This window comes from Streptomyces sp. NPDC127098, from assembly GCF_042722465.1.
In the GTDB taxonomy this organism is placed as follows: domain Bacteria; phylum Actinomycetota; class Actinomycetes; order Streptomycetales; family Streptomycetaceae; genus Streptomyces; species Streptomyces millisiae.
In genome coordinates this window covers 1-25,698 of sequence record NZ_JBHXFJ010000050.1, presented here as the reverse complement: position 1 = coordinate 25,698, position 25,698 = coordinate 1, and the positions used below count along the sequence as shown (strand labels likewise).

Annotated in this window: 17 protein-coding genes and 2 pseudogenes; 12 read left to right on the top strand and 7 right to left on the bottom strand. The window is 74.2% G+C overall.

All coding sequences use genetic code 11. From position 1 onward, the window contains the following. Positions 1 to 128: 128 nt before the first annotated feature. Together ACFWI8_RS26315 and ACFWI8_RS26310 are read left to right on the top strand one after the other, a co-directional pair. Positions 129 to 5,834: pseudogene (locus tag ACFWI8_RS26315) on the top strand (type I polyketide synthase); the annotation flags it as partial. A gap of 114 nt (positions 5,835 to 5,948) precedes the next feature. Next, the gene (locus tag ACFWI8_RS26310) at positions 5,949 to 6,707 is read left to right on the top strand and encodes a hypothetical protein (protein WP_387096165.1); all 759 of its coding nucleotides are present in this window, start codon (positions 5,949 to 5,951) and stop codon (positions 6,705 to 6,707) included. A gap of 21 nt (positions 6,708 to 6,728) precedes the next feature. On the opposite strand, the gene ACFWI8_RS26305 is transcribed toward ACFWI8_RS26310, so the two are convergent. Genes ACFWI8_RS26305 through ACFWI8_RS26295 form a run of 3 tightly spaced genes read right to left on the bottom strand, consistent with a single transcriptional unit; the run spans position 6,729 to position 11,197 of the window. Then, positions 6,729 to 7,898 (bottom strand): fumarylacetoacetate hydrolase family protein, encoded by a 1,170-nt coding sequence (locus ACFWI8_RS26305; protein WP_387096162.1) that lies wholly within the window; start codon positions 7,896 to 7,898, stop codon positions 6,729 to 6,731. A gap of 45 nt (positions 7,899 to 7,943) precedes the next feature. Next, a complete protein-coding gene (locus ACFWI8_RS26300) occupies positions 7,944 to 9,680 on the bottom strand; it encodes an IlvD/Edd family dehydratase (RefSeq protein ID WP_387096159.1) in 1,737 nt (578 codons plus the stop codon). A 50-nt stretch (positions 9,681 to 9,730) separates the two neighbouring features. Continuing rightward, positions 9,731 to 11,197, bottom strand: a complete 1,467-nt coding sequence (locus ACFWI8_RS26295; protein ID WP_387096156.1) for an Nramp family divalent metal transporter — start codon at positions 11,195 to 11,197, stop codon at positions 9,731 to 9,733. Between the two features lie 74 nt (positions 11,198 to 11,271). Here ACFWI8_RS26295 and ACFWI8_RS26290 point away from each other — a divergent pair, with 74 nt between their 5' ends. Next, entirely contained in the window at positions 11,272 to 12,009 is a 738-nt protein-coding gene (locus ACFWI8_RS26290) for a FadR/GntR family transcriptional regulator (protein ID WP_387096154.1), read from the top strand. A gap of 92 nt (positions 12,010 to 12,101) precedes the next feature. On the opposite strand, the gene ACFWI8_RS26285 is transcribed toward ACFWI8_RS26290, so the two are convergent. Continuing rightward, positions 12,102 to 12,572: a hemerythrin domain-containing protein gene (locus ACFWI8_RS26285; protein WP_387096151.1), complete on the bottom strand. Its 471-nt coding sequence runs from the start codon at positions 12,570 to 12,572 to the stop codon at positions 12,102 to 12,104. Between the two features lie 320 nt (positions 12,573 to 12,892). On the opposite strand from ACFWI8_RS26285, the pseudogene ACFWI8_RS26280 reads away from it, so the two are divergent. After that, positions 12,893 to 13,006, top strand: a pseudogene (locus ACFWI8_RS26280) (GNAT family N-acetyltransferase); the annotation flags it as partial. Between the two features lie 244 nt (positions 13,007 to 13,250). Here ACFWI8_RS26280 and ACFWI8_RS26275 read toward each other — a convergent pair. Beyond that, complete coding sequence (locus tag ACFWI8_RS26275) at positions 13,251 to 14,273, bottom strand: sporulation protein (protein ID WP_387096149.1); 1,023 nt, start codon at positions 14,271 to 14,273, stop codon at positions 13,251 to 13,253. Positions 14,274 to 14,595: 322 nt separating this feature from the next. Between ACFWI8_RS26275 and ACFWI8_RS26270 the strand changes: the two genes are divergently transcribed. After that, positions 14,596 to 15,594 (top strand): XRE family transcriptional regulator, encoded by a 999-nt coding sequence (locus tag ACFWI8_RS26270; RefSeq protein ID WP_387096146.1) that lies wholly within the window; start codon positions 14,596 to 14,598, stop codon positions 15,592 to 15,594. Between the two features lie 295 nt (positions 15,595 to 15,889). On the opposite strand, the gene ACFWI8_RS26265 is transcribed toward ACFWI8_RS26270, so the two are convergent. After that, positions 15,890 to 17,086: a glycosyltransferase gene (locus ACFWI8_RS26265; protein ID WP_387096226.1), complete on the bottom strand. Its 1,197-nt coding sequence runs from the start codon at positions 17,084 to 17,086 to the stop codon at positions 15,890 to 15,892. A gap of 274 nt (positions 17,087 to 17,360) precedes the next feature. Further along, positions 17,361 to 19,415 carry a neutral/alkaline ceramidase gene (locus ACFWI8_RS26260; RefSeq protein WP_387096143.1) on the bottom strand — a complete coding sequence of 685 codons (2,055 nt, stop codon included), beginning with the start codon at positions 19,413 to 19,415 and terminating at the stop codon, positions 17,361 to 17,363. A gap of 164 nt (positions 19,416 to 19,579) precedes the next feature. Here ACFWI8_RS26260 and ACFWI8_RS26255 point away from each other — a divergent pair, with 164 nt between their 5' ends. The 7 genes from ACFWI8_RS26255 to ACFWI8_RS26225 all read left to right on the top strand — a co-directional run bounded on the left by ACFWI8_RS26255 (position 19,580) and on the right by ACFWI8_RS26225 (position 25,660). Then, positions 19,580 to 20,227, top strand: coding sequence for a class II aldolase/adducin family protein (locus tag ACFWI8_RS26255; RefSeq protein ID WP_387096140.1), 648 nt, complete (start codon positions 19,580 to 19,582; stop codon positions 20,225 to 20,227). Between the two features lie 23 nt (positions 20,228 to 20,250). After that, on the top strand, positions 20,251 to 21,684 hold the full coding sequence (locus tag ACFWI8_RS26250; RefSeq protein ID WP_387096137.1) for an aspartate aminotransferase family protein: 1,434 nt from the start codon (positions 20,251 to 20,253) through the stop codon (positions 21,682 to 21,684). Between the two features lie 5 nt (positions 21,685 to 21,689). Next, positions 21,690 to 23,303: an FGGY-family carbohydrate kinase gene (locus ACFWI8_RS26245; protein ID WP_387096134.1), complete on the top strand. Its 1,614-nt coding sequence runs from the start codon at positions 21,690 to 21,692 to the stop codon at positions 23,301 to 23,303. 28 nt (positions 23,304 to 23,331) lie between these two features. Next, complete coding sequence (locus ACFWI8_RS26240; RefSeq protein WP_387096131.1) at positions 23,332 to 24,015, top strand: TetR/AcrR family transcriptional regulator; 684 nt, start codon at positions 23,332 to 23,334, stop codon at positions 24,013 to 24,015. 38 nt (positions 24,016 to 24,053) lie between these two features. Then, complete coding sequence (locus tag ACFWI8_RS26235) at positions 24,054 to 24,383, top strand: PadR family transcriptional regulator (protein WP_387096128.1); 330 nt, start codon at positions 24,054 to 24,056, stop codon at positions 24,381 to 24,383. Beyond that, positions 24,380 to 25,075: a permease prefix domain 1-containing protein gene (locus tag ACFWI8_RS26230; protein WP_387096125.1), complete on the top strand. Its 696-nt coding sequence runs from the start codon at positions 24,380 to 24,382 to the stop codon at positions 25,073 to 25,075. The genes ACFWI8_RS26235 and ACFWI8_RS26230 overlap by 4 nt, the downstream gene beginning before the upstream one ends. 93 nt (positions 25,076 to 25,168) lie before the next feature. Further along, complete coding sequence (locus ACFWI8_RS26225; RefSeq protein WP_387096122.1) at positions 25,169 to 25,660, top strand: lamin tail domain-containing protein; 492 nt, start codon at positions 25,169 to 25,171, stop codon at positions 25,658 to 25,660. Positions 25,661 to 25,698: the final 38 nt, after the last annotated feature.

Genomic DNA, 25,698 nt, shown 5'->3' with positions numbered 1-25,698 from the left:
CGCCTAGGCTGCCAACTCCGCAGGTCAGAGGGGTGGCTAAACCTCTCCATCAGCAGCGCGCGGAAATCGCACCAGCACTTCACAAGCTTCTGGAGAAATTCGCCATGCCGAAAACCGAGGGACCCTGGAGCAACCGGCTCACGGCGCTGCCTGACTCGGCGTGGCACGAGGCGCTGCTGGCGCTCATCGCCGGACAGGTGTCGACGGCGACCGGCCGGGCCGAGTCGGCCACCCTCGACCCGGCCGCGCCGTGGCGCCGGCTCGGCGTCTACCGGCAGGTGGCGGAGCGGCTGCGGGCGGGTCTCGCCGAGGCGACCGGCCTCGACCTGCCGGCCACGCTGTTCTTCGACCAGCCGAGCCCGCGCGCGGTCGCCGAGTATCTACGGTCCCGGCTGCTCGGCACCGCCGCGTCCGCCGGGGACGAGACGGCCGGCGAGGCCGCCGAGACCCCGGCCACGGGCCCGGCACCGGCCGTCCAGGAGCCGATCGCGATCGTCGGCGCCGCCTGCCGGCTGCCCGGCGGCGCCGACTCCCCCGAGGCGTTGTGGCGGCTGGTCGACGAGGGCCGGGACGCCATCGGCGGGCTGCCGGACGACCGGGGCTGGGACCTGGACGCGCTGTACGACCCGGACCCCGGGCGCCACGGCACCGCGTACACCAGGCACGGCGGCTTCCTGCCGGGCATCGACCAGTTCGACCCGGCGTTCTTCGGGATCAGCCCCCGCGAGGCCAAGGCGCTCGACCCGCAGCAGCGGCTGCTGCTCGAGGTCTCCTGGGAGGCCATGGAGCGTGCCGGGATCGACCCGCACGGGCTGCGCGGCTCCCGCACCGGTGTCTTCGCCGGCGTCTCGCTCCAGGACTACGGCCCGGCCTGGCACGAGGCGCCCGAGGAGGCGCAGGGGCAGATGCTCACCGGTAACGCCCTGGGCGTGATGGCGGGGCGCGTCGCCTACACCTTCGGCTTCGAGGGGCCGGCCCTCACCGTCGACACCCAGTGCTCCTCCTCGCTGGTGGCCGTGCACCTGGCCGGGCAGGCGCTGCGCTCGGGCGAGGCCGATCTGGCGCTGGCCGGCGGGGTGACGCTGATGTCGACGCCCGGCATGCTGCTGGAGTTCAGCCGGAAGCGCGGTCTCGCGCCCGACGGCCGCTGCAAGGCGTTCTCCGTGGACGCCGACGGCACGGGTTGGGCCGAGGGCGCCGGGGTGCTGCTGCTGGAACGGCTCTCGGACGCCCGCCGCAACGGCCACCGGGTGCTGGCCGTGGTGCGCGGCACCGCCATCAACCAGGACGGCGCGAGCAACGGCCTCACCGCCCCCAACGGCCCGTCCCAGCAGCGGCTGATCCGCCTGGCGCTGGCCAACGCCGGGCTGCGGCCGGCCGACGTGGACGCGGTCGAGGCGCACGGCACGGGCACCGCCCTCGGCGACCCGATCGAGGCCCAGGCGCTGATCGCCGTCTACGGCCGGCAGCGGCCGGCGGGCCGGCCGCTGCACCTCGGCTCGCTCAAGTCCAACATCGGTCACCCGCAGGCGGCGGCCGGCGTCGCCGGGATCATCAAGATGACGGAGGCCATGCGGCACGGCGTGCTGCCCAGGACGCTGCACGTGCGCGAGCCGTCGCCGCACGTCGACTGGTCGGCGGGCGACGTGCGGCTGCTCACGGAGCCGGTGCCGTGGAGCCGTTCCGGCCGCCCCCGCAGGGCCGCCGTCTCCGCCTTCGGGGTCAGCGGCACCAACGCCCACGTGGTGCTGGAGGAGGCGCCGGACACGGAGCCGGCGCCCGCCGCGGCCCCGGTGCCGCTGGTGCTCTCGGGGCGCACCGGCGAGGCGTTGCGCCAGCAGGCGGACCGGGTCGGCGCACACCTGGCGGAGCGTCCCGAACTGACGCCCCTGGACGTGGGTTTCACCCTGGCGGGCCGGGCCCGCTTCGAGCACCGCGCGATCGCCGTCACCGGGGACCGTGAGCGACTGGTGGGTCAACTGGCCGCGTTGGCCGCCGACCGCTCGGCGGCAGGCCTGGTCAGCGGCGCGGTGCGGCCGGCGCTGCGGCACGGCGGGCCGCGCGGCAAGCTGGCCGTGCTCTTCACCGGGCAGGGCAGTCAACGCCCCGGCATGGGTCGGGAACTCCACGCCGCCTACCCGGTGTTCGCGCGGGCGCTGGACGAGGTGTGCGCCCGGGTCGACCCCCATCTCGAACGGCCGCTGCGGGACGTGATGTTCGCGGCGGACGGCTCGTCCGAGGCCGCGCTGCTCCACCACACGGCCTACACCCAGCCCGCGTTGTTCGCGCACGAGACCGCGCTGTTCCGGCTGGTCGAGTCCTGGGGGCTGCGGCCCGACCTGCTGGCCGGCCACTCGATCGGCGAGCTCACCGCCGCCCATGTCGCCGGTGTCCTCTCGCTCGACGACGCCTGCCGACTGGTCGCCGCCAGGGGCCGGTTGATGCAGTCCTGCCGGGCCGGCGGCGCCATGGTCGCGGTGCGGGCCGGTGTCGACGAGGTGCGCGAGTCGCTGGCCGGGACCGAGGGGCGGGTCACCGTCGCGGCCGTCAACGGCCCGCTGGCCACCGTGGTCGCGGGCGACGCCGACGAGGTGACGAGGATCGCGGAGACCTGGGGGGCCGCCGGCCGGAAGACCCGCCGACTCGAGGTCAGCCACGCCTTCCACTCCCCGCACATGGACGACATGCTCGACGCGTTCGCCGAAGTCGCCGGCGCCCTTACCTACCACCCGCCGGCGCTCGCCGTGGTGTCCACCCTGACCGGGGAGCCGGTCGGCGAGCGGGAGCTGTGCGCGCCCGAGTACTGGGTGCGGCAGGTGCGTGAGCCGGTCAGGTTCCTCGACGCGGTGCGCCGGCTGCACACGGAAGGCGCCGGTGCCTATCTCGAACTCGGCCCTGACGCCGTGCTGTCCGCCCTGACCCCCGGTTGCCTGCCCGAGGAGCCGGACGGCACGCCCCCCGTCGTGGCGGCCGCCGCCCGCGCCGGCCGTCCCGAGGCCGTCACCCTGCTCACCGCGCTGGCCGAGCTGCATGTGCACGGCGTTCCGCTCGACCTGCGCGCCCCCTACGAGGGCTCCGACGCCACTCACGTCGAGTTGCCCACCTACGCCTTCCAGCGCCGCCGCTACTGGCTCGACCGCCCCGCGGCCGCGCCCACGGCCCCACGGCGCCCCCGCCCGGCGGAACCCGTCGACCTGCGGTACCGCGTCGAGTGGCGCCCGCTCGGCCCGGAGCAGCCGCCGGCGCCCGACGCGCTCACCGGCGTCTGGCCGCTCCTCACGCCGCCTGCCGGGGTCGACGAGGAACTGGTCAGCCGCCTGTCCTGGGTGGTCGAGCGCCTCGGCGGCGAGGTCCTCAGGTTGCCGCTGTCGGCCGAGGACGCCGACCGGAGCCGGGTGGCCGAGACGTTGGAGAAGCGGGTGCTCGCCGAGGGCGGCCGCGTCGGCGGCGTGCTCTCGCTCCTCGCCCTCGACACCGAGCCGCACCCGGAGCACCCGGTGCTCACCCGGGGGGCCGCGCTCACCTGCGCCCTGTCCCAGGCACTGGCCGACCTGGCGGTCGCCGCCCCGCTGTGGTGCGTCACCCGGGGCGCGGTGCGGGCCGGGGACGGGGAGCCGGCGCCCGACCCGCGGCAGGCCCTGGTGTGGGGGCTCGGCCGCACCCTGGCGCTGGAACGCCCCGACGGCTGGGGCGGGCTCGTCGACGTGCCAGCCGAGGTGGACGACGAGTCACTCGGCTGGCTGGGCGTCGCGCTCACCGCACCTGGCGGCGAGGACCAGCTCGCGGCCAGGCCGACGGGACCGCTGGTGCCCCGCCTGGTGCCGGCGGGACCGGCCCCGGCCGCCGCCGAGCCCTGGCGGCCGCGCGGCACGGTCCTGGTCACCGGCGGCACCGGCGCGCTGGGCGCCGAGGCGGCCCGCTGGCTGGCCGCCAACGGCGCGAGCCGGCTGGTGTTGACGAGCAGGCGCGGGATGGACGCGCCGGGCGCGCAGGAACTGCTCGCTGAGCTCGGGGCTTCGGGCGCCCAGGTCACCGTCGTGGCCTGCGACGTGTCGGACCGGGCGCAGCTGGCCGGGCTGCTCGACTCACTCCCCGCCGACCAGCCGCTCACCGGGGTGGTGCACGCGGCGGGCGTCGGCGGCCGGCTCGCCCCGCTCACCGAGGTGTCGCCGGACGAGTTCGCCGCCACCCTCGCGGGCAAGGTCGCCGGCGCCGTCCACCTTGACGAGCTGCTCGCTGAACGCGGCGTGCCGGTCGAGGCCTTCGTGCTGTACTCGTCGATCTCCGGCGTCTGGGGCAGCGCCGGCCAGGCGGCGTACGGCGCGGGCAACGCCTTCCTGGACGCGCTCGCCAGCCGGCGCGCGGCCGCCGGCCTGGCGGCCACCGCGGTCTCCTTCGGCCCGTGGGCCGAGGCGGGCATGGGGGTCGAGCCCGGGCTGCGCGACTTCCTGCGGGAGCGTGGCCTGCCGCCGCTCGATCCGACGGTGGCCGGCGCCCTGCTGTGGGAGTCGGTGAGCCGCGGCGAGCACGGCGTGACCGTCGCCGACGTGGACTGGGACCGCTTCCTTCCGTTGTTCACGGCCGCGCGCCCGGGTCGGTTCTTCGCCGAGCTGGGCGTCGCGACCCGGCCGGAGACCACGGACGCCGTGCCGGCCGAGGAGGTCGGCTCGTCGTCGCGGCCACGCCCGGCCGAGCTCGCGGCCCTGCCCGAGGCGGAGCGCGCCCGGCGGCTGCTGGAGCTGGTGCGCGGCGAGGCGGCCGCGATCCTGGGACACGCGGCGCCGGAGGACGTCGAACCCGAACGTCGTTTCCTGGAACTCGGCTTCGACTCGCTGGCCTCCGTGGAGCTGCGCAGGCGGCTGGTGGCCGCCACCGGCCTGACGCTCGCCACTCCCGTGGTGTTCGAGCACCCGACGGCGGGCGACCTGGCTCGTCACCTCGGCGAGTTGACGCTGCGCGCGGCGAGCGCCGCCCGGCGCGCGGAGCGGGCCGACCGGCCCTCGTTCGGGGTGCGTGACCTGTACCGGCAGGCGTGCGGGATGGGCAAGTTCGCCGAGGGCGTCGACCTGCTGCGGGCCGCCGCCAAGCTGCGGCCGACGTTCCGGACGGCCGAGGAGTTCGGCCCGGTCGAGCCGGTGCGGCTGGCGACCGGCCCGGCGGAGCCGGTGCTGGTCTGCCTGCCCTCCATGGTCGCCCCGTCCGGGCCGCACAACTTCGCCCGCCTCGCGCTGCACCTGCACGGCCTGCGGGACGTCCACGCGCTGCCGCACCCCGGCTTCGGCGACGACGAACTGCTCCCGGCCACCAGCGACCTGGTCGTCGACCTGCACGCCGACGCGATCCAGCGCGCCTTCCCCGACGCCCGGGTCGCGCTCGCCGGCTACTCCTCGGGCGGCTGGCTGGCACACGCGGTCGCGGCCCGGCTGGAGGCGCGCGGCGGTGCGCCCGACGCCGTGGTGCTGCTGGACACCTGGTTCCCCAAGGACCGGATACCCGAGGAGCAGATCGAGGGTCAGTTGCGCGGCATCGCCGTCAACGACCAGGCGTACGCGCTGATGACGGAGGCCCAGGTCACCGCCCAGGGCGCCTATCTCGACCTCTTCGACGGCTGGCAGCCGACGACGGTGAACGCGCCGGTGGTGCTGGTGCGGGCCGGCGAGCGGATGCCGCAGGCGCCGAGTGACGAGGCGGCGGGCGAGGGACGTTGGACCACCGCGTGGGAGGTGGAGCACGACACGATCGAGGCCGTGGGCAACCACCAGACGATGATGAACGAGCACGCGGAGTCGACCGCGCGGGCGCTGCACCGGTGGTTGGACGGGAACCGGGAGTGAGGGGCCGGGCCCCGGCTCCGTGGCCGAAACTCGCCGCGTCACGCCGGTTCGCTACGGGCAGACATGATCACGTTACGCACCGCGATCGGGAGGGGCCGGAGCATGGTGTTCGGCGTGGAACGGATCCAGAGATCGACTGACGACATCCAGAGCACCCTCGACACACTCGCGACCTCGGTCCATCTCGGCTTCGACCGGATGTCCGCCAGTCTCAACCAGGTGCGACAGCAGCTCGGCGAGCGGGTGGACGCCATGGAGGCCGAGCTCCGCTCGCTGCGGCTCACCGCGCAGACCTCGGCGGCCGGCGAGGAGATCAGGCGCGACATCGGCGCCCTCCACGCCCTGATCGAGGGGTGGCGGGCCGAGGCCGCCGCCGTCCGTGCCGAGGCGGAGACCACCCGCCGGGCGCTGGAGGCGGCGGCGCTCGGACCTGCGGCTGGCGGGCCGGGCGCCGCTGCCGAGGCGGCCGACGGCGAGCCCGACCGGCACGCCACGCTGTTGCTCGCCTCGGCCGGCATCGCCTCCGTGACACTCACCTGCCACGGCGACCTCTGGGCCTTCCTGATCGAGAAGGCCGCGCACGAGCGGCACTTCAGGGTGCCGGGCGAGGTGCGGGACATCGAGCGGGGCAGGGTGCGGGTGACGCTGTCCGGCCGGTCGCTGATCGCCGCGTTCACCGCGCTCGGCGGGATCCGCGAGTCCGACGCGACGCCCGGCGACCGGGCGTTGGCCCACGAGCTGTACGAGGCGTTCGCCGACGTGGTCGCGGCGGCCGCCGCCGGGCCGCGCGCCGGTGGCGGGAGCGAGGTGACGGTCGTCATCGACCGGACGCCGCCGGACGGCACACCCGGCGCCGGTCCCACAACGGGCTGAACTCGGCCAACCTGGACCGGTTCACAGCAGCCCGCGCGCCGCCAGGTTGCGCATCAGGGCGCGCAGCCCGAAGGTCCAGGGGGCGGCGTCCTCGCTGGTGGCGACGGTGTTGACCAGGGCACCGAGCCGCGGGCTCGATATCCGCACGACGTCGCCCCTGGCGTGGGTGAAGCCGGCGCCCGGCGCGTGCCGGTCCTCGGTGGGGGCGAACAGCGTGCCGGTGAACAGCACGAACCCGTCGGGGTGTTGGTGGTGGGCGCCGTGCGTGGCGGCGACCAGCTCCAGCACGTCGCGGCTGATCTCGCGCATCGTGCTGCGGCCGCGCAGCTCGTACCCCTCGGGTCCCCGCACCAGCAGCTCGATGTCGAGGCCGCGCACCGCGTCGAGGTCGAACTCGCCGTCGAGCAGCCGGACGAAGGGGCCGACGGCGCACGAGGCGTTGTTGTCCTTGGCCCGGGGCAGCAGCAGCGCGCTGCGGCCCTCGACGTCGCGGAGGTTGACGTCGTTGCCGAGGGTCGCCCCGCGCACCCGGCCGCGCGAGTCGACGACGAGGACGGCCTCGGGCTCCGGGTTGTTCCAGCCGGAGGAGGCGAGCACCCCGACGTCGGCGCCGGTGCCGACCGCGGAGAGGACCGGGGCCTTGGTGAACACCTCGGGGTCGGGGCCGATGCCCACCTCCAGGTACTGGGACCACAGCCCCTCGGCGATCAGCAGTTCCTTGGCCTTCTCGGCCTCGGCGGAGCCGGGGCGGATGCGGTCGACAGTGCCGCCCACCGCACGCACCACGGCCTCGCGCACCCGGGTGGCCTGCGCCGGGTCGCCGCCGGTGCGCTCCTCGATGACCCGCTCCAGCAGGCTGCGGGCGAAGGTGACGCCCGCCGCCTTGATCACCTGGAGATCGATCGGGGCGAGCAGGTGCGGCCGGTCACGGCGGCCGGCGGCGGTGGCGTCGAGCAGGTCGGCGAGGCGCCAGGCGCGCCCGCCCGGCGCCCGGCGCACGACGTCCTCGGCGTCCTCGCGCTCCATCAGCTCCGCGACGGTGGGCGCGTGGTCGGTCAGGTCGACGACGAGCCCGTCGCGCACCGCGGCGACGCAGGGGCCGCCCCATTCGGGCTCGTGCACACGGGCGACGAGAGCGGCCCGGTAGGCGTCCACCGGCAGGACGGTCTCGGGTGTCAGGTCCAGGGCCACGGTGGTGCCTCCTGAAACGGTCGTGGCTGAAGCGGTCGTGGACGGTCAGTGGGAGTCGCGGGGCACCTCGTGCCCCCGGCAGCCGCGGAGGAAGTCGAAGTCGGCTCCCTGGTCGGCCTGTTCGACGTGCTCGGTGTAGAGCCAGGCGTAGCCGCCGTGGTGGCGGGGCGCGGGCGGCCGCCAGGCGGCGCGGCGCCGCTGGAGCTCGGCCTCGTCGACATCGAGCCGCAGGGTGCGGCCCGGCACGTCGAGGACGATCGGGTCGCCGTCGCGCACCAGCGCGAGCGGCCCGCCCACGGCGGCCTCCGGGGCGACGTGCAGCACCACGGTGCCGTAGCCGGTGCCGCTCATCCGGCCGTCGCAGACCCGCACCATGTCGGTGACGCCGGCCTTGAGCAGCTTCGTCGGCAGCGGGACGTTGGAGACCTCGGGCATGCCGGGGTAGCCCTTGGGTCCCGCGTTCCTGATGACGAGCACGGTGTTCTCGTCGACGTCGAGGTCGGGGTCGTCGGCGACCTCGTGGTAGGCCTCGGGAGAGTCGAAGACCCGCGCCGGGCCGCGGTGGGTGAGCAGGTGCGGGGAGGCGGCGGACTGCTTGATGACGGCGCCGTCCGGGCAGAGGTTGCCGCGCAGCACGGCGGTGCCGGTGCCGGCGGGTTGGAAGGGCGCGGCGAGTGGGGTGATGACGTCGGGGTTGTGGTTCTCGGCGTCGGCGACGTTCTCCCCGATGCCGCGGCCGGTGACGGTGAGCTGCTCGCCGTGGAGCAGTCCCCCGCGGTGGAGTTCGGCGAGGACGGCGGGCAGCCCGCCGGCGTAGCAGAAGTCCTCCATCAGGTACTTGCCGCTGGGCATCAGGTTGAGCAGCGTCGGCACGGTGCGGGCCAGGGTGTCGAAGTCCCCGGGGGTGAGGTCCACGCCGACCCGGCCGGCGAGGGCGGTGAGGTGGATGATGGCGTTGGTGGAGCCGCCGATCGCCGCGTTGACGCGGACGGCGTTCTCGAAGGCGCCCCGGGTGAGGATGTGGGAGGGCCGCAGTTCCTCCTCCACCATGGCGACGATCCGCCGCCCGGCCGCCTGGGCGGTCTCCATGCGGCGGGCGTCGACGGCGGGCCAGGTGGCGGAGCCGGGGAGCTGCATGCCGAGGGCCTCCGCCAGGCAGGCCATGGTGGAGGCGGTGCCCATGGTCATGCAGTGGCCGTTGGAGCGGGCCATGCAGCCCTCGGCGAAGAAGCACTCCTCCTGGGTCATCCGCCCGGTCTTCAGGTCCTCCTCGAACTTCCACACGTGGGTGCCCGAGCCGACGTCCTCGCCGCGGTACTTGCCGTTGAGCATGGGGCCGCCGGTGACCATGAGGGCGGGCAGGTCGACGCTGGCGGCGCCCATGAGCATCGCGGGTGTGGTCTTGTCGCAGCCGGAGAGCAGCACCACGCCGTCCAGCGGGTTGGCGCGGATCAGCTCCTCGACCTCCATGGCCATGAGGTTGCGGAAGAGCATGGCGGTGGGGCGCATGAGCGTCTCGCCGGTGGCCATGGTGGGGAACTGGAGCGGGAAGCCGCCGGCCTGCCAGACGCCGCGTTTGACCGCCTCGGCGACCCGCGTGAGGTGGGCGTTGCAGGGGGCGAGCTCCGAGGCGCTGGTCGCGATGCCGATGACCGGCCGCCCGTCGAACACCTCGGGGCCGAAGCCCTGGTTGCGCATCCAGGACCGGTACACCATGCCGCCGCGGCCGCTCGCGCCGAACCAGGCCTGGCTGCGGCGGGCCGGCTTTTCGCCGTCCGTCATCTGGTCGTCTCCCGTGGTCTCGTGTGGTTCTGGTCGGGTGTGGTTCGGGGTCAGAAGTGCAGGTCGATCTGCTGCCGCACGGTCAGCACGGACAGGACGCCGAAGAGGCCGATCCCCCACACCAGGGCGACCGCCCGGACGCCGCGCACCTTCAGGGGGGTGGGGAGGGCCTTGCGGTTGAGGTAGAGCAGCAGGCCCGAGTAGACGAACATCATCATCCCGGCGACGCAGGCGGAGACGATCAGCAACACGAGCGGCTGGTCGAGGCCGAGCGCCAGGATGGTGATGCCGATGGCGACCAGGCCCCACACCAGCCAGAAATAGAGCCGGCTCTCGCCGATCCCGGAGTCGCGCAGGTAGGTCGACTTGAGGACGTCGGCGGCGAGCCTGCTGGTGTAGTCGACGATGCCGGTGGCCGCGCTGAACAGCGAGAAGGCGCCGATGAGCCAGAACAGGACGCCGAACCAGCTGCCGACCTGGGCCTTGAGCACCTCGCCCTCGGCCTCCACGAAGCCGACGTCGTTGGCGAGACCCTCGGTGCCGAAGAGCGTGGAGTGGGCGAGCAGCGAGGCGAGCACGATGGTGACGACGGTGGTGAGGCCGAAGGTGATGGCCTGCTCGATGTTGGCGAACCGCCACCAGCGCTTCCAGCGGGCCAGGTTCTCGCCCTCGGGGACGAAGACGTAGCCGGTGGTGTCGGTCGGGGCGGCGGCCTCCTCCTTGTTGCCGGTGACGGGGCTGACCAGGCGGGGCACGTAGTGGCCCATGCCGAAGCCCTTGTCACGTATCCAGTTGCTCTGGCAGAGGTTCTGGCCGCCGCCGGCCCCGGCGTACGCGAGCGCGCCCATGAGGACGGCGACGCCGAGTTCGCTGGGGAACTGGCCGATGTGGGTGACGGCGTCCGGGAGCTCCCGCCAGCTGGAGGCCTTGATGGCGAGGAAGACCGCCAGCAGGAAGAAGCCGCCGATGAGGGCGACCTTGACGAACAGCATCCGTTCGAGGGCGGTGTAGACGACGGGCGCGAGGGTGAGTATGGCGCCGATGAGCACGAGCAGGCAGACCGCTATCACGGTCGGGTCGCCGCCGAATACGTAGGAGAGCATGGTCGCCGAGCTCGTCGTCCAGCCGGGCCAGAGGTTCGCCGCGTACGTCAGGCCGACGAGGACCGCGCCCCAGTGGCGCCAGTAGCGGTTGAAGCCGGTGATGGCGGTCTCGCCGGTGGCGAGCGTGTACCGCTCGATCTCCATGTTGAGGAACCACTGGGTGACCACGCCGACGACGGCTCCCCAGAGGAAGACGAGCCCGGCCTGGGAGGCGATGTACGGCCAGAGGATGAACTCGCCCGAGGACAGGCCCACGCCGGCCGCCACGATGCCGGGGCCGATGATCCGCCACATCCTGCGAGGTGGCTCCGGCAGGGGTCGCACCTCGGGCCGTGGCAGGTTGCGGGTGCTCATGGGGAACGGGGCGGTAGCGGGACGGTGGGGGGTGCTGACGTCGTCGTCGGCATGCGTCATGGGGAACGCCTCTCATCGGCCGGTGGGGCGGGAGGTCGCGTTAATGTGAGGGCAATCATTAAATGATTCGATGAATGACGTCCAGAGGGTGGGCAAAGATCGTGATGCGGTACCGGACCATGCACCAGCGGGTGGTCGACGAGCTCGGGCGGCGCATCGTGGGCGGCGGTTGGGAGCCGGGGCGGCCGCTGCCGGTCGAGGACGCGCTCGCCACGGAGATCGGCGTCAGCCGGGGCGCGCTGCGGGAGGCGGTGAAGGCGCTGGCCGCCAAGGGGATGTTGCAGGTCAGGCCGCGGACGGGCACCCGGGTGCTGCCGCCCGAGCAGTGGAACCACCTGGACCGTGACGTGCTGCGCTGGCAGCAGGAGGGCGACTCGGCCGCGATGCTGCGGGACACCGGCGAGCTGCGGCGGATCGTGGAGCCCGAGGCGGCCCGGCTCGCCGCGGCCCGGGCACGGCCGGCCGAGGTCCGGGCCCTCACGGACGCCCTGGCGGCGATGGAGGAGGCGGCGACGCGGCCCGGGCGCGCCGGCTATGTCGAGGCGGACATCGCCTTCCACCGCGCCCTGCTCGACGCCAGCGGCAACCGGCTCCTCGGCTCGCTCGGCCGGGCGATCGACATCGCGCTCCAGCACAGCTTCGCGGTGAGCACCCGGACGCCGGGCGCGGTCGAGGCCTCACTGCCCGCGCACCGCGCCATCGTGGCGGCCGTGGCGGGCGGCGACGCGGAGGCCGCCGCGGCGGCGGTGCTCGGCATCATCGAGTCGGCCGAACGCGAGATCGCCGCCTCACCCCGCTCGCCGTCGCCGTGAGCGGCGCTCCTGCTGGAGCGCGTCCGAACCTACGAGCGGGCCGCCACGAGCAGGTCGACACTCCGCGTCCAGCTCTCCCGGGCGCGGGCGGCTCATATCGGGCCCAGCACCTCGGGCACTTCCGCGGCCAACTCGAGGGTTTCGAGCACGCTGAGCAGTTGCCGCTCCTCGTAGCGGAAGTGGTTCTCCATGATCGCCGCCACACCTTCGAGGTGGTGGTCCAGTTCCTCGGGCGGTGCGCCGCGGTCGACCGCGGCGCGGAGATCGCCGAGCAGGTGGGCGATCACGGAGTGGTCCTGCCGGAGTGAGCGCAGCACGGGCCGCAGCTCCGGGTGCGCGGCCGCGATGGCGGGGAACAGGGTGCGGTCCTCGCCCTGGTGGTGGCCGTCGAGAGCCGTGCAGAAGCCGTGGCAGTACAGCAGCAGTTCCCGGGTGGCCCGCTCGCCCGGGGTGCCCTCGGCGAGCGATTCGCGGGTCACGCGCAGCGCCTCGCGCAACCGGTGGTGCACCTGGCGTAGTTCTCGGCTCCAGGCGACGAGCCTGGTCGTCTCGCGCTCAGTCACGCGAGAACGAAGGGTGCGACGAACGCATCGTCGATCTCCTTCGGTTCGGCGCCTCCATGCCTGACACGGTCTGCCACCAGCACGCGACGCTCATCGGAGCGTATCGCGCCCTGCCGTTGCCGCGAAACGGGCCCGGGCGTCCAGGAGGGCGGTGACGGGCCCAGGTAGGTCACCGGCCATGCGTCCGGTGCCGCGGTCCCGCGAACAAGTGGGGCTCATCGTGGCCCGCTCGATGGTCTCCGCCGTGGCCCGGTCGCGCACCGAGTACGCGCGCTGGCCGCGGGTGAGGCCGACAGCGGCCAGTTGGTGGGTTCGCGCGCCTGGCGCTTGGGGGACAGCAGGCGGCCACGATCGGGTTCGCGATCCGTCCGGACCGCTGGGGCATCGGACACGGCACGGAAGTGGTCCAGCTGTTGCTGCCCCTCGGCTTCGACGTCCTCGGCCTCCACCGAATCTGGGCCGCGAGATCCGCTGAGAACACGGCGTCGCGCGCCGACGCAGGCCAGCGCACGGCGGTAACCGCGAGGACCTCTGCCGTGGTCCTGACCTGCCGAACTCCCCACGCCGGTGGGCTTCCTCGTGGGATCGTGCCGGCATCACCGAGACGATCGGGCAAAGCGGGCAGTCGGTGCTCTCGGGACGGCGCAGCGGCCCGGCACGGAGTCCCCGGCCGGCCCGTCAGCTTCCCGGGTCGCCCAGTTGGCGTCGGGTTCGGATCCGCCAGTCCCGCACGCGGGGCTCCCGGGCCCACGGCGCCAGGGCCGTGTGGATGTCTTCCACGTACGCGCGGGCGCGGGTGGAGGCGACGCCGGCGAGGATGTCCACCGCACGACGCCCGACGGCGAGGCCCTGCTCCAACTCCCCGGCCTGGAGGTGGGCGGTCGCGGTGACGGACAGCCGCAGCCCGACGGCCCGGGTGTGGCCGGCGGGCATGGCGCACTGGGCGTCCCACCCGGCCGCGATGTGCGGTTTCCCGAGGTCGCGGTAGACCTCCACGGCATCGGAGGCCATCCGGGCCGCGCCGAAGTAGTCGATGTAGGTGGGGGCTTCCCGCTCCCGGGCGTCGTCCAGCAGTTGTTCGCAGTCGGACAGGGCGCGGGAGGCGGACCGTTCGTCGCCGGTGCGGGCGTGGGCCCGGGCCTCGATCAGCCGCGCGAACGCTCGCACCTTCGGCGTGGCGTCACGGCCGGCGCGCTCGACCGCGCCCTGTGCCATCTCGATGGCCTGGGACGGGTACCCGCGGCGCATCGTCTGCAATGCCATCGTGGCCAGCACATAGCATCCCAGCTCCGGGTCGCCGCCGGCCCGCGCCAGGCTCAGCGCCTGGTCGAAGTGGAGCCGGGCGACATCGTGCCGGCCCGCGTCGAACGCCGCCCACCCGGCGAGCCTGTTGAGTTCGGCGGTGGCGGCGTACAGGCCGGCGCCGATCTCCTCGGTATAGCGGCCGGCGAGCAGGGGCGCGGCGCGAGTGGCCAGGACATCGACGACCTGGGCTGTACGCCCGTCGCCCCCGCCGTAGCGGGCGTCCCACTGACGGGCCTGCTCAGCGGCGCTCCACAGCTCGTCGAGGTCCTGCGCCCCGACGTGCCGACCACCCTCGGCGACGGACGCGGCGGCGGCCGGCCGCACCAGCGAACGAGTGGCGGGCGCGGCACAGGCCGCGACGGCGAACGCGCCCTTGGCGAAGGAACGGCGGTGCATCTTTCTCTCCAGAAGTCGGCCGGTGCCGCTCGGATCGACGGAGGTTGCCGGCGGCAGGTCGCGCGCCTGAACCCGTCGGGCGCCTGCTCGCCGCGCACCGTAGTCCGACCGCGAGGGAGCGCGGTAGGGCGCGCCCCGAGGGGGCACGCGCCCGTCGTGTCGGCCGTGGAGTACGGCGACGGAGCGGCACGCGGCTGGGCCCTCGACGGGGTTCCACCCGGACCGGTCCATCCACGATCCTGGCCCTGGTGGCCGCCGGCCCACGGACAGCGCGCCGCCCGGGCCGGACTCACACAGCACCCTCGCCGCCGAACGAGAGGCCATGCAGGTGGATCGCCGTACCTTCGCCGCCTACAGCGGCGCCTCCCTGATCGCCCTCGCCCACGACCGGGCGACGATCGAACCCGGGCGCCTCGCCGGCGCCCTGCGCGGACGGCACGTCGACGGTGCGTTACTCGACGCCTTGGAGGCCATGACCACCAGGTTCGCCGACATGGGCACCGCCCAGCGCCAGCACGCCCTGACAACGCTCGACGCACTGCACACCACCCTGGCCGATCTCCTCGACCACGGGCGCTGCGACGCCACGGCCCTGCGCCGCATCCACGTCATGGTCGCCCGCGTCGCCACCACCATCGCCTGGTGGTTCTTCGACCACGAGGGCCACGGAGTCGCCTCCCGGTACTGGCACTCCGCCCTTCACTCCGCACAGGAAGTCGGAGACCACGACCTCGGCGCCGGCATCCTCAGCGACCTCGCCTACCAGGCCGTCTGGCTCGGCCAGCCCGCGACCGCCGCCGACATCCTCAGTCACGCCACCACCCGAGCCGCCCACCCCGCCTCCCGATCGCTCCTCCACCTCCGCCGAGCCCGCGCCCACGCCCTCCTCGGTGACGCGCGCGCCTGCCACCGCGACCTGAGCGCGGCCGAAGCCCACCTGGCGGCCACCGCGCCCGACCCCACACCGGCCTGGTGCGTCTGGATGTCGCCGGCCGACCTGATGCTCGACACCGGCCGGTGCCTGCTCGATCTCGACCGCACCGGCGACGCACACCACCACATCACCGCCGGCCTCGCCCAACTCACCGCGCGCCGCGCGAAGACGACCGCCGTCTTCGACGCCTACCGGGCCGAGAGCCACCTCCGCGCGAACGACATCGACCTGGCCGCTGACGCCGCGGCCCGGGCGCTCACCACCGCCAGCGACATCGGCGCCTCCCGTGTCGTAGCGGGGATCCGGCGCCTGCTCCCCGTTTTCGAACCGCACTTGAGCGTCCAGGGCGTGGCCGAACTCATGGACCTGGCACGCACCAGGACGTGACGCGCCCCGATGGACGCCGTCCTCGCCCCCTGCGCCCCACCGGCCGGCCGGCCGGCTCGGCCGCGGTGCGGACCCGGGGCGTTCCACCGTCCGGGACGGTCCGCGTGCCTTCCGCCCGACGCCGTCGACCCGGACACGCTCTGGGCAGCGCCCCCGACCGGGGGCAACACGAGGGAGGAACAACATGCGCATCCGCCGCGTCCTCGCCGGGGCCGCGTTCGCCGCCGGCCTCACCGTCACGCCCGCGCAGGCTGTCTCGAGCACGCGGTCCGAGCCTCCTGCCGCTGACCGCCGACTACGTCGGCCTCGCGGCGGACAGGATCACGTCCACCAGCCGGTCCGCCGCGTCCGGGCGCCCGTGCTGCCGGGCCGCCCCGGCCATCGCCTCCCGCCGCGCCGGGTCGGTCAACAGTGGCCCGACCGCCTCCCGCAGCTGGTCGGTGGTGACTTCGCCTTCCAACGCGACAGCCGCGCCCGCCCCTTGGAGATGCCGCGCGTTGTGCGCCTGCTCGTTGCCCGCCGACGACGCCAGCGGCACGAAGACGGCCGGCTTGCCGAGCGCGGTGAGCTCCGCGAGGGTGCCGGCGCCGCTGCGGGAGATGACGACGTCCGCGAGTGCCAGCACGTCGGGCAGTTCCGGGCCGACGAACCCCGTGAGGTGGTAGCGGCCGGCGAGGTGCGGCGGGAGCCCGGCCGCGCCCGCGCGCAGGCCCTCGACGTTGTCCGGCCCGCACTGGTGGACGATGTTCGCGCGATCCAACAGCCAGGGCAGCGCGTCCCGGATGAGGGCGTTGATCTGCTGTGCCCCCTGGGCGCCGCCGGTGACGTAGAGCGTCGGCAGACGCCGGTCGAAGCCGGCCAGGCCGAGCGCGGTGATCGCCTTGTCCGCGCTCCCGGTCAGGACCTCGGGCCGCACCGGGTTCCCCGTCACGACGGCCGCGGACCGCACCTCCTGCGGCAGGAGCGGCAGCGACGACTCGGAGGACAACGCGATCCGGGCCGCGGAGCCCGCCAACCGGCGGTTCGCCAGCCCGAGGCGCACGGTCTGCTCGTGGAGCACCAGCGGGCGCTTGCACATCCGCGCCGCAAGCCCGGCCGGAACCGCGACGTACCCGCCCGTCGCGAGCACGACGTCGGGCCGGAACTCAGCGATGATCCTCCGGGCCTGGGCGACGCCGAGCGGCACCCGCGCCATGTCCTTGACGTTCGCCGGGCCGAGCATCTTGAGCGGGTTCGAGGAGCGGCGGATCTTACCCGTGGCCACCGTGCGGAACGCGATGCCCTCGGCCGGCGCCACCTTGGCCTCCAGGCCGGTAGGCGTTCCGATCCACAGCACGTCGAGCGTGCCGCCGCCGGCCGCCAACCGGGCCTGCAACGTGCGGATCGCGGTGAGGGCGGGATACGTGTGACCGCCGGTTCCCCCGCCGGTGACGACGAGACGGAAGGTGGTCGGGACGCGGGTATCGTTCACGCGCCGCACCCTACTGGTCATCACGCCGCTCAGCGTGCACGGCCGGCGCGGCTGCGGCGCCGTCCAGAGCACGGGGAGGGGACCGTGCGCATCCGACGTGCGCTCGCCACCGCCGCGGCAACCGCGGCACTCGTCAGCGGCCTCAGCGCCGCGCCTGCCGCCGCCGACACCAGCGTCGCCGCCGTACCTGCAGCGGGCGGCTACCCACACCGACGTCGACGACCGGGACCAGGTGAGGGGCGACATACCGCGCGCCTACATGCGCTGCGGCCTGAGCGGCGTGGCGCGCCGCCGCTCAGGTGGTGACGGTGAACTCCCTGCTGGTGCCGGAGATGGGTCGGATGGTGCCGGCGAGGGAGCGGGCGTCGCCCGCGTAGTGCACGCGGTAGGCGCCGGGTGGGGCGCCCGGGGGGATGTCCCAGGTGATGGTGATCCGGGAGGCGGCGAGCCCGTCCCGGGCCCATCGCAGGGTGGTGGACCAGTCGGCGTCGTCCGCGACCGTGGCCCAGCCGCCGTCGGGGAGCCGCCGTTCGACGCGCAGGTACGTGCCGCCGCGGCGGAGGTCGTTGGACGGGTGGGCGCCGGCGAACACGGTGGTGACCCGCTGACCGGCCCGGTAGGAGGCATCCGGCTGGGTCAGTACGTCGCCGAACTCGTGGCCGAGGGGCGGGGCGTCGAGGACGACGCCCGGTTGGAAGGACAGCGCGCTGCCGGAGTGGTCCGGGGTGCCAGGCCCGGGCGGCACCGGGCGCCCGTCGCGCAGTGCCGCCGCGAGGCCGGCGAAGGTCTGTTGCAGCGCGGGGAGTTGCCAGCGGCCGAAGAGGGTGCTGCCGCCCTCGTACTGCTGGGCGTCGTACTCCTCGGGGGTCGTCACGTAGTGGAAGTAGCCGTTGGCGTAGCCGGCCACCAGCACGTCGCGCGGTTCGACGCCGAGCGTGCCGGAGACGGTGCGCCGCAGCCGCAGGCCGGCGCCGATGGTGATCTCGCCCGGCACGCCGAGGAGGTGGAGCTGGCCGACGCGGACCAGCTGGATCGGGAAGCGTTCCGGTACCCAGGGGAAGAGCTCGTTCATGGCGCCGATCGGCACGAACACGTCCTTGGGGGCGTGCGCGGCGCGCAGTTCGGGCGAGACGGTGTAGAGCAGCGTGTCGGAGAGGAAGTCCCAGAACGGGTTCTCTCCTTCGACGAAGCCGGGGAAGGCGGGGCCGTCCTCGGTGCTGCCGGCGGCCATGGCGGCGCCGACGGCGGGCTTGGCGGTGCGGTGCGGGCGGCCGTCGCCGGTGAACTCGGCGTCGACCGCCACGTCGGAGAGGTCGACGTGGACCAGGCGGGAGTCGACCGGGCCCACCACGGCGGTGCCGGGGGATGCCGCCTGCTCGGCGGCCGCCCGGTACTGCGCGAGGCCGTTGGCCCTGGCGGCGGCGAAGTCGGCGGGGGTGGTGGGCGGCCGCAGGTCGAGGTTGGGCGACATGTCGCCGGCGTTGGTCTGCGCGAAGGCGGCGACGAAGTCGGGGGCGGTCGGCGCGAGGTGGTCGACGCCGGCCACCTCGCGCTCCCAGTGGTAGGCGGCGTAGCCCTTGTTGTCGGTGCTGATCAGCCGGTTGTCCCCGGAGAGGCTGGTGCCGTGGGTGGCGAACCAGTTGACGGCACCGACCTGCCGGCCGCCGCGCTCGACGCGCAGCAGCGTGGTCTGCGGGTCGACGGCCTCGGGGAAGTGGTCGGTGATGTCGGCGGGGTTGCGGGCGAAGGCCGACCGGGAGCGGTTGACGCTGGCGCCCCGCAACGTGCCGTGGCTCAGCACGAGTCGGGAGGGGGCGAGGTCGTCGTGGGCGCGGGTGACGGCCTCGACGACGCCGTCCACGACGGCCGTGAACGTCGCGCGGTGGAAGCCGAGGGTGGTCAGGTTGTAGAGCGCGTGGTGGGAGTGGCCGCCGGGGCCCGCGTGGCTGTGGGTGGCGGCCAGCAGCACGTTGCGGGCCGTGTAGAGGTCCCCGTGCCGCTGCCGCAGCCGCCGCAGCACCTCCTGGTGCACGCTGGCGAAGATCATCCCGATCTCGACGACGACCAGGGCGACGCGCTCGCCGCCGGCGCGGTCCACGATGACGAAGGCGCGGGCCCGGGTGCGCGCGTGCAGCCCGGCGGCCTGCTGGTCGGTACGGCCGTAGCCCATCATCCCGACCTCGGCGATCTCGCCGGTCGCGTCGGCGACGCCCCGGCCGACGAGGTAGGGCTCCTGGTCGTCCGCGGCGCGGGCCGCCGGGGCGGCGAGGGTGCCGAGCAGGCCGGCCCCGGCCACGGCCACGGCGGTCCCGGCGCGCAGGACGGTCCTTCTGCTGGTGTGGCGCGGCATGGTTCGCTCCCCTCGGGTCGCGTGCTGCCCCCGTCTCCCTCGGCTTCCAGAGTGGCGCCGACCCGCTGGGTTGTGAATATGTATCACGTTCATTTTTTGGCCTAGCATGCGTCTGAGCACGGTCCGGACGTCTTCTGTGCGGGGGAAGGCAGGGGAAGGAAGTCATGCTGCTGGAACGGGAACGCGAGGAACTGGCCGCCGCGGGCCGGCGGTTGGCGGCGAGTGGCCTGGTCATCGGGACGAGCGGGAACCTGTCGGCGCGGGTGGACGACCTGGTGGCCGTCACGCCCACCGGCGGGGTGATCAGCGAGCTGACCGCCGACATGATGACGGTCATCGACCTCGAAGGGCAGGTCGTCGACGGCGAGTTGGCGCCCACCTCGGAGGTGCCCATGCACCTGGCCGTCTACCGGGCCACCGGCACGGGGGCCATCACGCACACGCACGCGCTGGCCTCCACGGCCGTCGCCTGCACCCTGGACGAGATCCCGGTGGTGCACTACGCGATGCTGTCGCTCGGCGGCTCGGTCCGGGTCGCCCCCTACGCCACCTACGGGACCGACGAGTTGGCCGCGCACGTGGTCGCCGCGCTGGACGGCCGGCAGGCCGCGCTGCTGCGCAACCACGGCTCGATCGCGCTCGGCTCCACCGTGGAGAAGGCGGTCGCCAACCTCGAACTGACCGAGTGGGCGGCGGAGTTGTACGCCCGCTGCCTGGCACTCGGCACCCCGCACCTGCTGGACCAGAAGGCGCAGGAGGCCGTGATCCTCCAGGCGCTCGCCGGCGGCTACGGGACGACCAGGAAGTTGTGAAGGAAGCTGCGAAGGGACGGCCCATGACCACACCGGCGATATCCCACTGGCCCGACGTGGACGACGTCGAGGCCCGCCTCGACGCACTCGTCGGCACCCCCGTCCGGCGGCCCGACGACGCCACGCTCGCCGACTACCGCGCCTGGTTCGAGAAGCACACGGCCGGCTCCCGGGCGACGGCGGTCGAGGCGGCCGCGTACATACCGGGCGGCGTCCAGCACAACCTGGCGCTCAACGAGCCCTGGCCGTTGGACGTCGTCCGGGCCGAAGGCCCCTATCTGTGGGACGTGGACGGCAACCGGTACCTCGACTTCCTCCAGGCCGGCGGCCCGACCGTGCTGGGCAGCAACTACGGTCCGGTGCGCGAGAAGGTCGCGGAGCTGCTGGCCGGGTGCGGCCCGGTGACCGGGATGCTGCACTCGTCCGAGGTCCGACTCGCCAAGCTCATCCACGACTTCATGCCGGCCGTCAGCAAGTTCCGGATGCTCGGCAGCGGCACCGAGGGCGTGATGGCCGCCGTCCGGGTGGCCAGGGCGTACACCGGCCGAGCCCACGTGATCAAGGTCGGCGGCGCCTACCACGGCTGGTCCGACCAGGTGGTCTACGGGCTGCGCATCCCCGGCACCGGCAGCCTGGAGGCGACCGGCATCCCGGAGGGCGCGCTGCGGCTCACCCAGGAGGTGGCGCCCGGCGACCTGGACGGGCTGCGCGAGCGGCTGGTGGCCAACGAGGAGGCCGGCGGCACCGCGGCGGTGTTCGTCGAGCCGGTCGGCCCGGAGAGCGGCACCCACCTGGTGCGGCCGGACGAGAACGCGCGGATCCGTGAACTGTGCGACGAGTTCGGCGCGTTGCTGGTCTTCGACGAGGTGGTCACGGCGTTCAGGCTCGGCATGGGCGGCGCGCAGGGCCACTTCGGCGTCCGGCCGGACCTCACCGTGTTCGGCAAGTGCGTCGCGGGCGGCTATCCGGCGGCCGGCGGGATCGGCGGCGGCGACGAGGTCATGGGCGTGCTGGAGGGCGGCCTGACCGCCGTCGGCAAACGGGCCTTCGTCGGCGGCACGCTGTCGGCCAACCCGCTGTCCTGCGTGGCGGGTTACCACGCGCTGACCGAGATGGACCGCACCGGGGCGCCGGCGCTCGCGGGCCGGGCCGGGGACCGGCTGTGCGCCGGCCTCGCCGCGCTGATCGCGCGGTACGAGCTACCGTACGTCACCTACAACATCGGCTCGATCGTGCACCTGCACACCTCAGGCGTGCTGCATCTCTCGCTGGACGACCCGGACTTCTTCACCGAGCTCGGGCCGCGCTCCGAGATGCTCGGCCAGATGTCGATGGCGTACTCCGCCGAGGGCCTGATCACCATCGCCGGCAGCCGCCTCTACACCAGCATGGCCCACACCGACGAGATCGTCGACGACGCCCTGGCCCGCTTCGACCGCGTCTTCGCCAGGGTCTGACCGCCGTGGCGCCCCGCTACGTGATCGGCGTCGACCTCGGCACCAGCGGCGCCAGGACTGTGCTGGCCACCACCGGCGGCCGGATCCTCGGGCACGAGACCGCCCGCACCCGGCTGCACCTGCTGCCGGGCGGCGGTGCCGAGCAGGACCCGGACGACTGGTGGGCGGCCATCCGCGACACGCTGCGCCGGCTGCTGAGTCGCCGGCTGGCTCCCGTCGGGGACATCGCGGCGATCTGCCTGTCGGCCCAGTGGGGCGGCACGGTGCCGGTCGACGCCGAGGGCCGCCACCTGCACCGCGCCCTGCTGTGGATGGACGGGCGGGGCGCCGAGCACTCGCGCCGGCTCGCCGGCGGGGCGCCGCGGATCCCCGGCACCGGCTACCACGCGCTGCGGCTGGCCCGTTGGATCGCCAGGTCGGGCGGGGCGCCCACCCTCACCGGCAAGGACCCGGTGGGGCAGAGCCACTTCCTCAGGGCGGCCAGGCCCGAGGTCTACGAGCGGACGGCCTACCTGCTGGACGTGCCCGAGTACCTGACGATGCGGCTGACCGGGCGTCCGGTGGCCGGCCACGACACGGTGGCGCTGCGCTGGTGCACCGACAACCGGACGCCGGGCGCGGTCCGTTACGACGAGCGGCTGCTGCGGCTCAGCGGGCTGCCCAGGGACAAGTTGCCTGAACTGGTGGAGCCGGCCACCGTGGTCGGGCCGATCCGGCCCGCGGTGGCGGCCGAGTTGGGGCTCGGCGAGCACGTCCAGGTGGCGGCGGGCACCGGCGACACGACGGCCGCCGCGATCGGTGCCGGCGCGGTGCTGCCGTACGAGGGCCACCTGTGCGTCGGCACCTCGGCCTGGCTCTCCTGCCACGTGCCGCGCAAGAAGACCGACGCGTGGCACAACGTGGCCGCCCTGCCCTCCGTGGTGCCGGGGTCGTACTGGGTGGCCACCGTCCAGGACGTGGCCGGCAAGGGCATCGACTGGCTCGTCGGCAACGTCCTCGGGCCGGACGCCGGCCCGTCCGGTGGCGAGCCCGACCCCGGGGCGCGCGAGGAGATCCTGCGCCGGCTCAACCGGCTGGCCGCGACCGCGCCGCCGGGCAGCAACGGCGTGGTGTTCACCCCCTGGCTCAACGGCGAGCGCACCCCGGTCGACGACCCGACGGTGCGCGGCGGCTGGTTCAACGTCTCGCTGACCACCACCCGCGCCGACCTGGCGCGCAGCACCTTCGAGGGCATCGCGCTCAACGCCCGCTGGCTCAACGAGTCGGTGGAGCGGTTCACGGGGCGCGCCTTCCCGCACCTCAACTTCATCGGCGGGGGCGCGAGTTCGCCGTTCTGGTGCCAGGCCATGGCGGACGTGCTCGGCCGCACCATCCGGCAGGTCGAGGAGCCGGCCCTGGCCAACGCGCGCGGCGCAGCGCTGATCGCCGCGGTCGCGCTGGGCGATCTTGACTGGCCCGACATCGCGGAACGGGTCGCGATCGCCGCCGAGTTCACCCCGGACCCCGCCAACCGCCGGGTGTACGACCGGGCGTACGCGACCTTCCGCTCCGTCTACCGCCGCACCAGGGGGATCTATGCCGCGGTCAACGCCGAGCCGCGCCCCGGGCCGGCTCGCTAGAATGGAGCACACCGAAACGGCGAACCCCATGACGAGCGATGCGATGACCCCCCAGCGGACTGCCGGCCTGGGCCTGCGGAAGGCGCCGCAGCAGGCGAGGAGCCGGGCCCGCGTCGAGGCGATCCTGGCCGCCGCCGACCGGCTGCTCGCCACGGAGGGCGTCGAGGCCCTGACCACGCGCCGGATCGCCGCCGACGCCGAGGTGCCGGTGGGCACCCTCTACCAGTTCTTCGACGACAAGGACGCCGTGCTGGCCGCCGTGGCGCGCCACCACATGGAGCGGCACTCGGCGGCGATGCGGGCCATCCTGCACGACGCGCGCAGCGCCCGCTGGTTCGACCTGGTGAACCTGGTCTTCGACCGCTATGTGGAGCTGTACCGGCGGAACCCCGGCTACCTGGCCATCCGCGCCGGCCGCTACCTCAGCCGCGAGCTGCTCCAGCTGGACGAGGACAACAACACGATGGTCGCCGACCAGCTGCGGCGGATCCTGGTCTCCCAGGAGCATCTGGTCGACAGCCCGGCCCTGGCCGTCGCCTGCCGCGCCGGGGTGTGCGCCTCCGAGGCGCTGCTCCAGCTCGCCTTCCGGGACGCGCCGGACGGCGACCCGGTGATCCTGACCGAGGCGCGGCGCATCCAGCGCCTCTACCTGGCCGACATCGTGGCCGACCCCGGGCACCGCTCCCCCGACCGGCCGCTCGGCAGCCAATAGGTTCCCGGCCTACAGGTCGGCCGGCTAGACTTCCCGGCATGAAAGCGGACTCGGTACGCGGACATCTGGACGGCATGCTGCTGGCCGTGCTGGAGGCGGGCCCCCTGCACGGCTACGCGATCATCGCCGCGGTGCAGCGCCGCAGCGGCGGCACGCTGGAGCTGCGCACGGGCACCATCTACCCGGCGCTCAACCGCCTGGAGCGACTCGGCCTGCTCAGCAGCAGCTGGGACGCGGTGGGCGAGCGGCGCCGGCGCTGCTACCAGCTCACCGAGGACGGTCGGCGCGCCCTGGCCGGCGAGCGGCGCGCCTGGGCCGAGTTCACCGCCGCCATCGGCTCCGTGCTCAACCCCTCCCCCGCGACATGACGGGCACCGACGCCACCGGTGCCACCGACGCGATCGACCCGCTGGACGCGTACGTGGCGACGTTGGCGGCCGAGCTGCACGGTCCCGCGCCGGCCAAGGCCAGGCTGCTCACCGAGATCCGCGACGGCCTCGACGACACCGTCGCCGCCCACGCCCAGGACGGGACGCCGTATCGGCACGCGCTCGACCTGGCGCTGCGCGAGTTCGGCACGCCCGAGGAGCTGGTGGCCAGCTGTCAGCGCGAGCTCACGCTCGCCCAGGTCCGGCACACCGCGCGCACCGTGGCACTGGCCGCCCCGCCGCTGCTCGCCGGCTGGCTCCTGAGCTGGCACGCCGGCGGCGCGGACGACGGCCTCGGCTGGGCCGCGCGGCTGCTGGCCGGCTGCCTGGTCGCCGTGGCCGTGGTGGCCGCCCTGCCGGCGGTCGCCGCGCTCGCCGCCACCGGGCCGCTGGCCCGCCGGCTGCCCGTGCCGGCCCGCCTGCCCGAGCTCGCGGCCTGGACCGGCACCGTCTCGGCCCTGGCCGCCGGCGCCGCCGCCCTGACGCTGGCCGTCAGCGCGCCGCTGACCGCGACCTGGCCCCTGCTCGTGCTCGCCGCCGCGCTCGCCGTCGGCTCGCACACCAGAATGGCCGCCTCCGCCCGTGCCTGCCGCCGCTGCGCCCGTCTCCCGGTGAGCGCCGGCGGCGCCTGAGCCGGTCACCGAATTCGCAGAAACTCCACACCATCACACCAGTACGCCTATAAGCTCCTCACTCTCGTCACCTACCAGAGGGGGGAACTTCCCATGCGCACGCGTCCGTTCGTCGCCGTCGCCGTGGCCACCGGCGCGCTGGTGGCCCTCGCCGCCACCCCGGCAGACGCCGCCGAGTACAGCTCCGACCTGAAGATCCGCGGCGTCCAGTACGACGCGCCTGGCCGCGACAACAACAACTGCACCACCGGCAACACCGACGAGGAGTACGTGACGATCCGGAACTACTCCAGCTCCAGGACCGTCAACCTCCGCGGCTACGTGGTCAGGGACGCCGCGGGCAACCGCTTCACCTTCCCCGCCAACCACTACCTCCAGCCCGGCGACTACGTGCACCTGCGCGGCGGCCGCGGCACCGACTCGGACGGCGGCAACGTGGTCTACCGCCAGAACTGCAACTTCCTCTGGAACAACGGCGGCGACACCATCTACCTCTACAAGCCGTCCGGCAGCCGCGCCGACGTCCACGCCTACACCCCCTCCCAGCACGACCGGGACGGCAACGGCTACATCCGTTTCCACTGAGGCGCGACGTGGCGGCGCCCGACGGTCGGGACCGGTCG

Bases quoted from the DNA above. Each gene is read 5' to 3' on its own strand.
- ACFWI8_RS26265 (WP_387096226.1), bottom strand. From the start codon at position 17,086: ATGACCAGTAGGGTGCGGCGCGTGAACGATACCCGCGTCCCGACCACC.
- ACFWI8_RS26275 (WP_387096149.1), bottom strand. From the start codon at position 14,273: ATGCACCGCCGTTCCTTCGCCAAGGGCGCGTTCGCCGTCGCGGCCTGT.
- ACFWI8_RS26260 (WP_387096143.1), bottom strand. From the start codon at position 19,415: ATGCCGCGCCACACCAGCAGAAGGACCGTCCTGCGCGCCGGGACCGCC.
- ACFWI8_RS26300 (WP_387096159.1), bottom strand. From the start codon at position 9,680: ATGACGGACGGCGAAAAGCCGGCCCGCCGCAGCCAGGCCTGGTTCGGC.
- ACFWI8_RS26255 (WP_387096140.1), top strand. From the start codon at position 19,580: ATGCTGCTGGAACGGGAACGCGAGGAACTGGCCGCCGCGGGCCGGCGG.
- ACFWI8_RS26240 (WP_387096131.1), top strand. From the start codon at position 23,332: ATGACGAGCGATGCGATGACCCCCCAGCGGACTGCCGGCCTGGGCCTG.
- ACFWI8_RS26235 (WP_387096128.1), top strand. From the start codon at position 24,054: ATGAAAGCGGACTCGGTACGCGGACATCTGGACGGCATGCTGCTGGCC.
- ACFWI8_RS26250 (WP_387096137.1), top strand. From the start codon at position 20,251: ATGACCACACCGGCGATATCCCACTGGCCCGACGTGGACGACGTCGAG.
- ACFWI8_RS26270 (WP_387096146.1), top strand. From the start codon at position 14,596: ATGCAGGTGGATCGCCGTACCTTCGCCGCCTACAGCGGCGCCTCCCTG.
- ACFWI8_RS26295 (WP_387096156.1), bottom strand. From the start codon at position 11,197: ATGACGCATGCCGACGACGACGTCAGCACCCCCCACCGTCCCGCTACC.
- ACFWI8_RS26225 (WP_387096122.1), top strand. From the start codon at position 25,169: ATGCGCACGCGTCCGTTCGTCGCCGTCGCCGTGGCCACCGGCGCGCTG.
- ACFWI8_RS26230 (WP_387096125.1), top strand. From the start codon at position 24,380: ATGACGGGCACCGACGCCACCGGTGCCACCGACGCGATCGACCCGCTG.
- ACFWI8_RS26290 (WP_387096154.1), top strand. From the start codon at position 11,272: ATGACGTCCAGAGGGTGGGCAAAGATCGTGATGCGGTACCGGACCATG.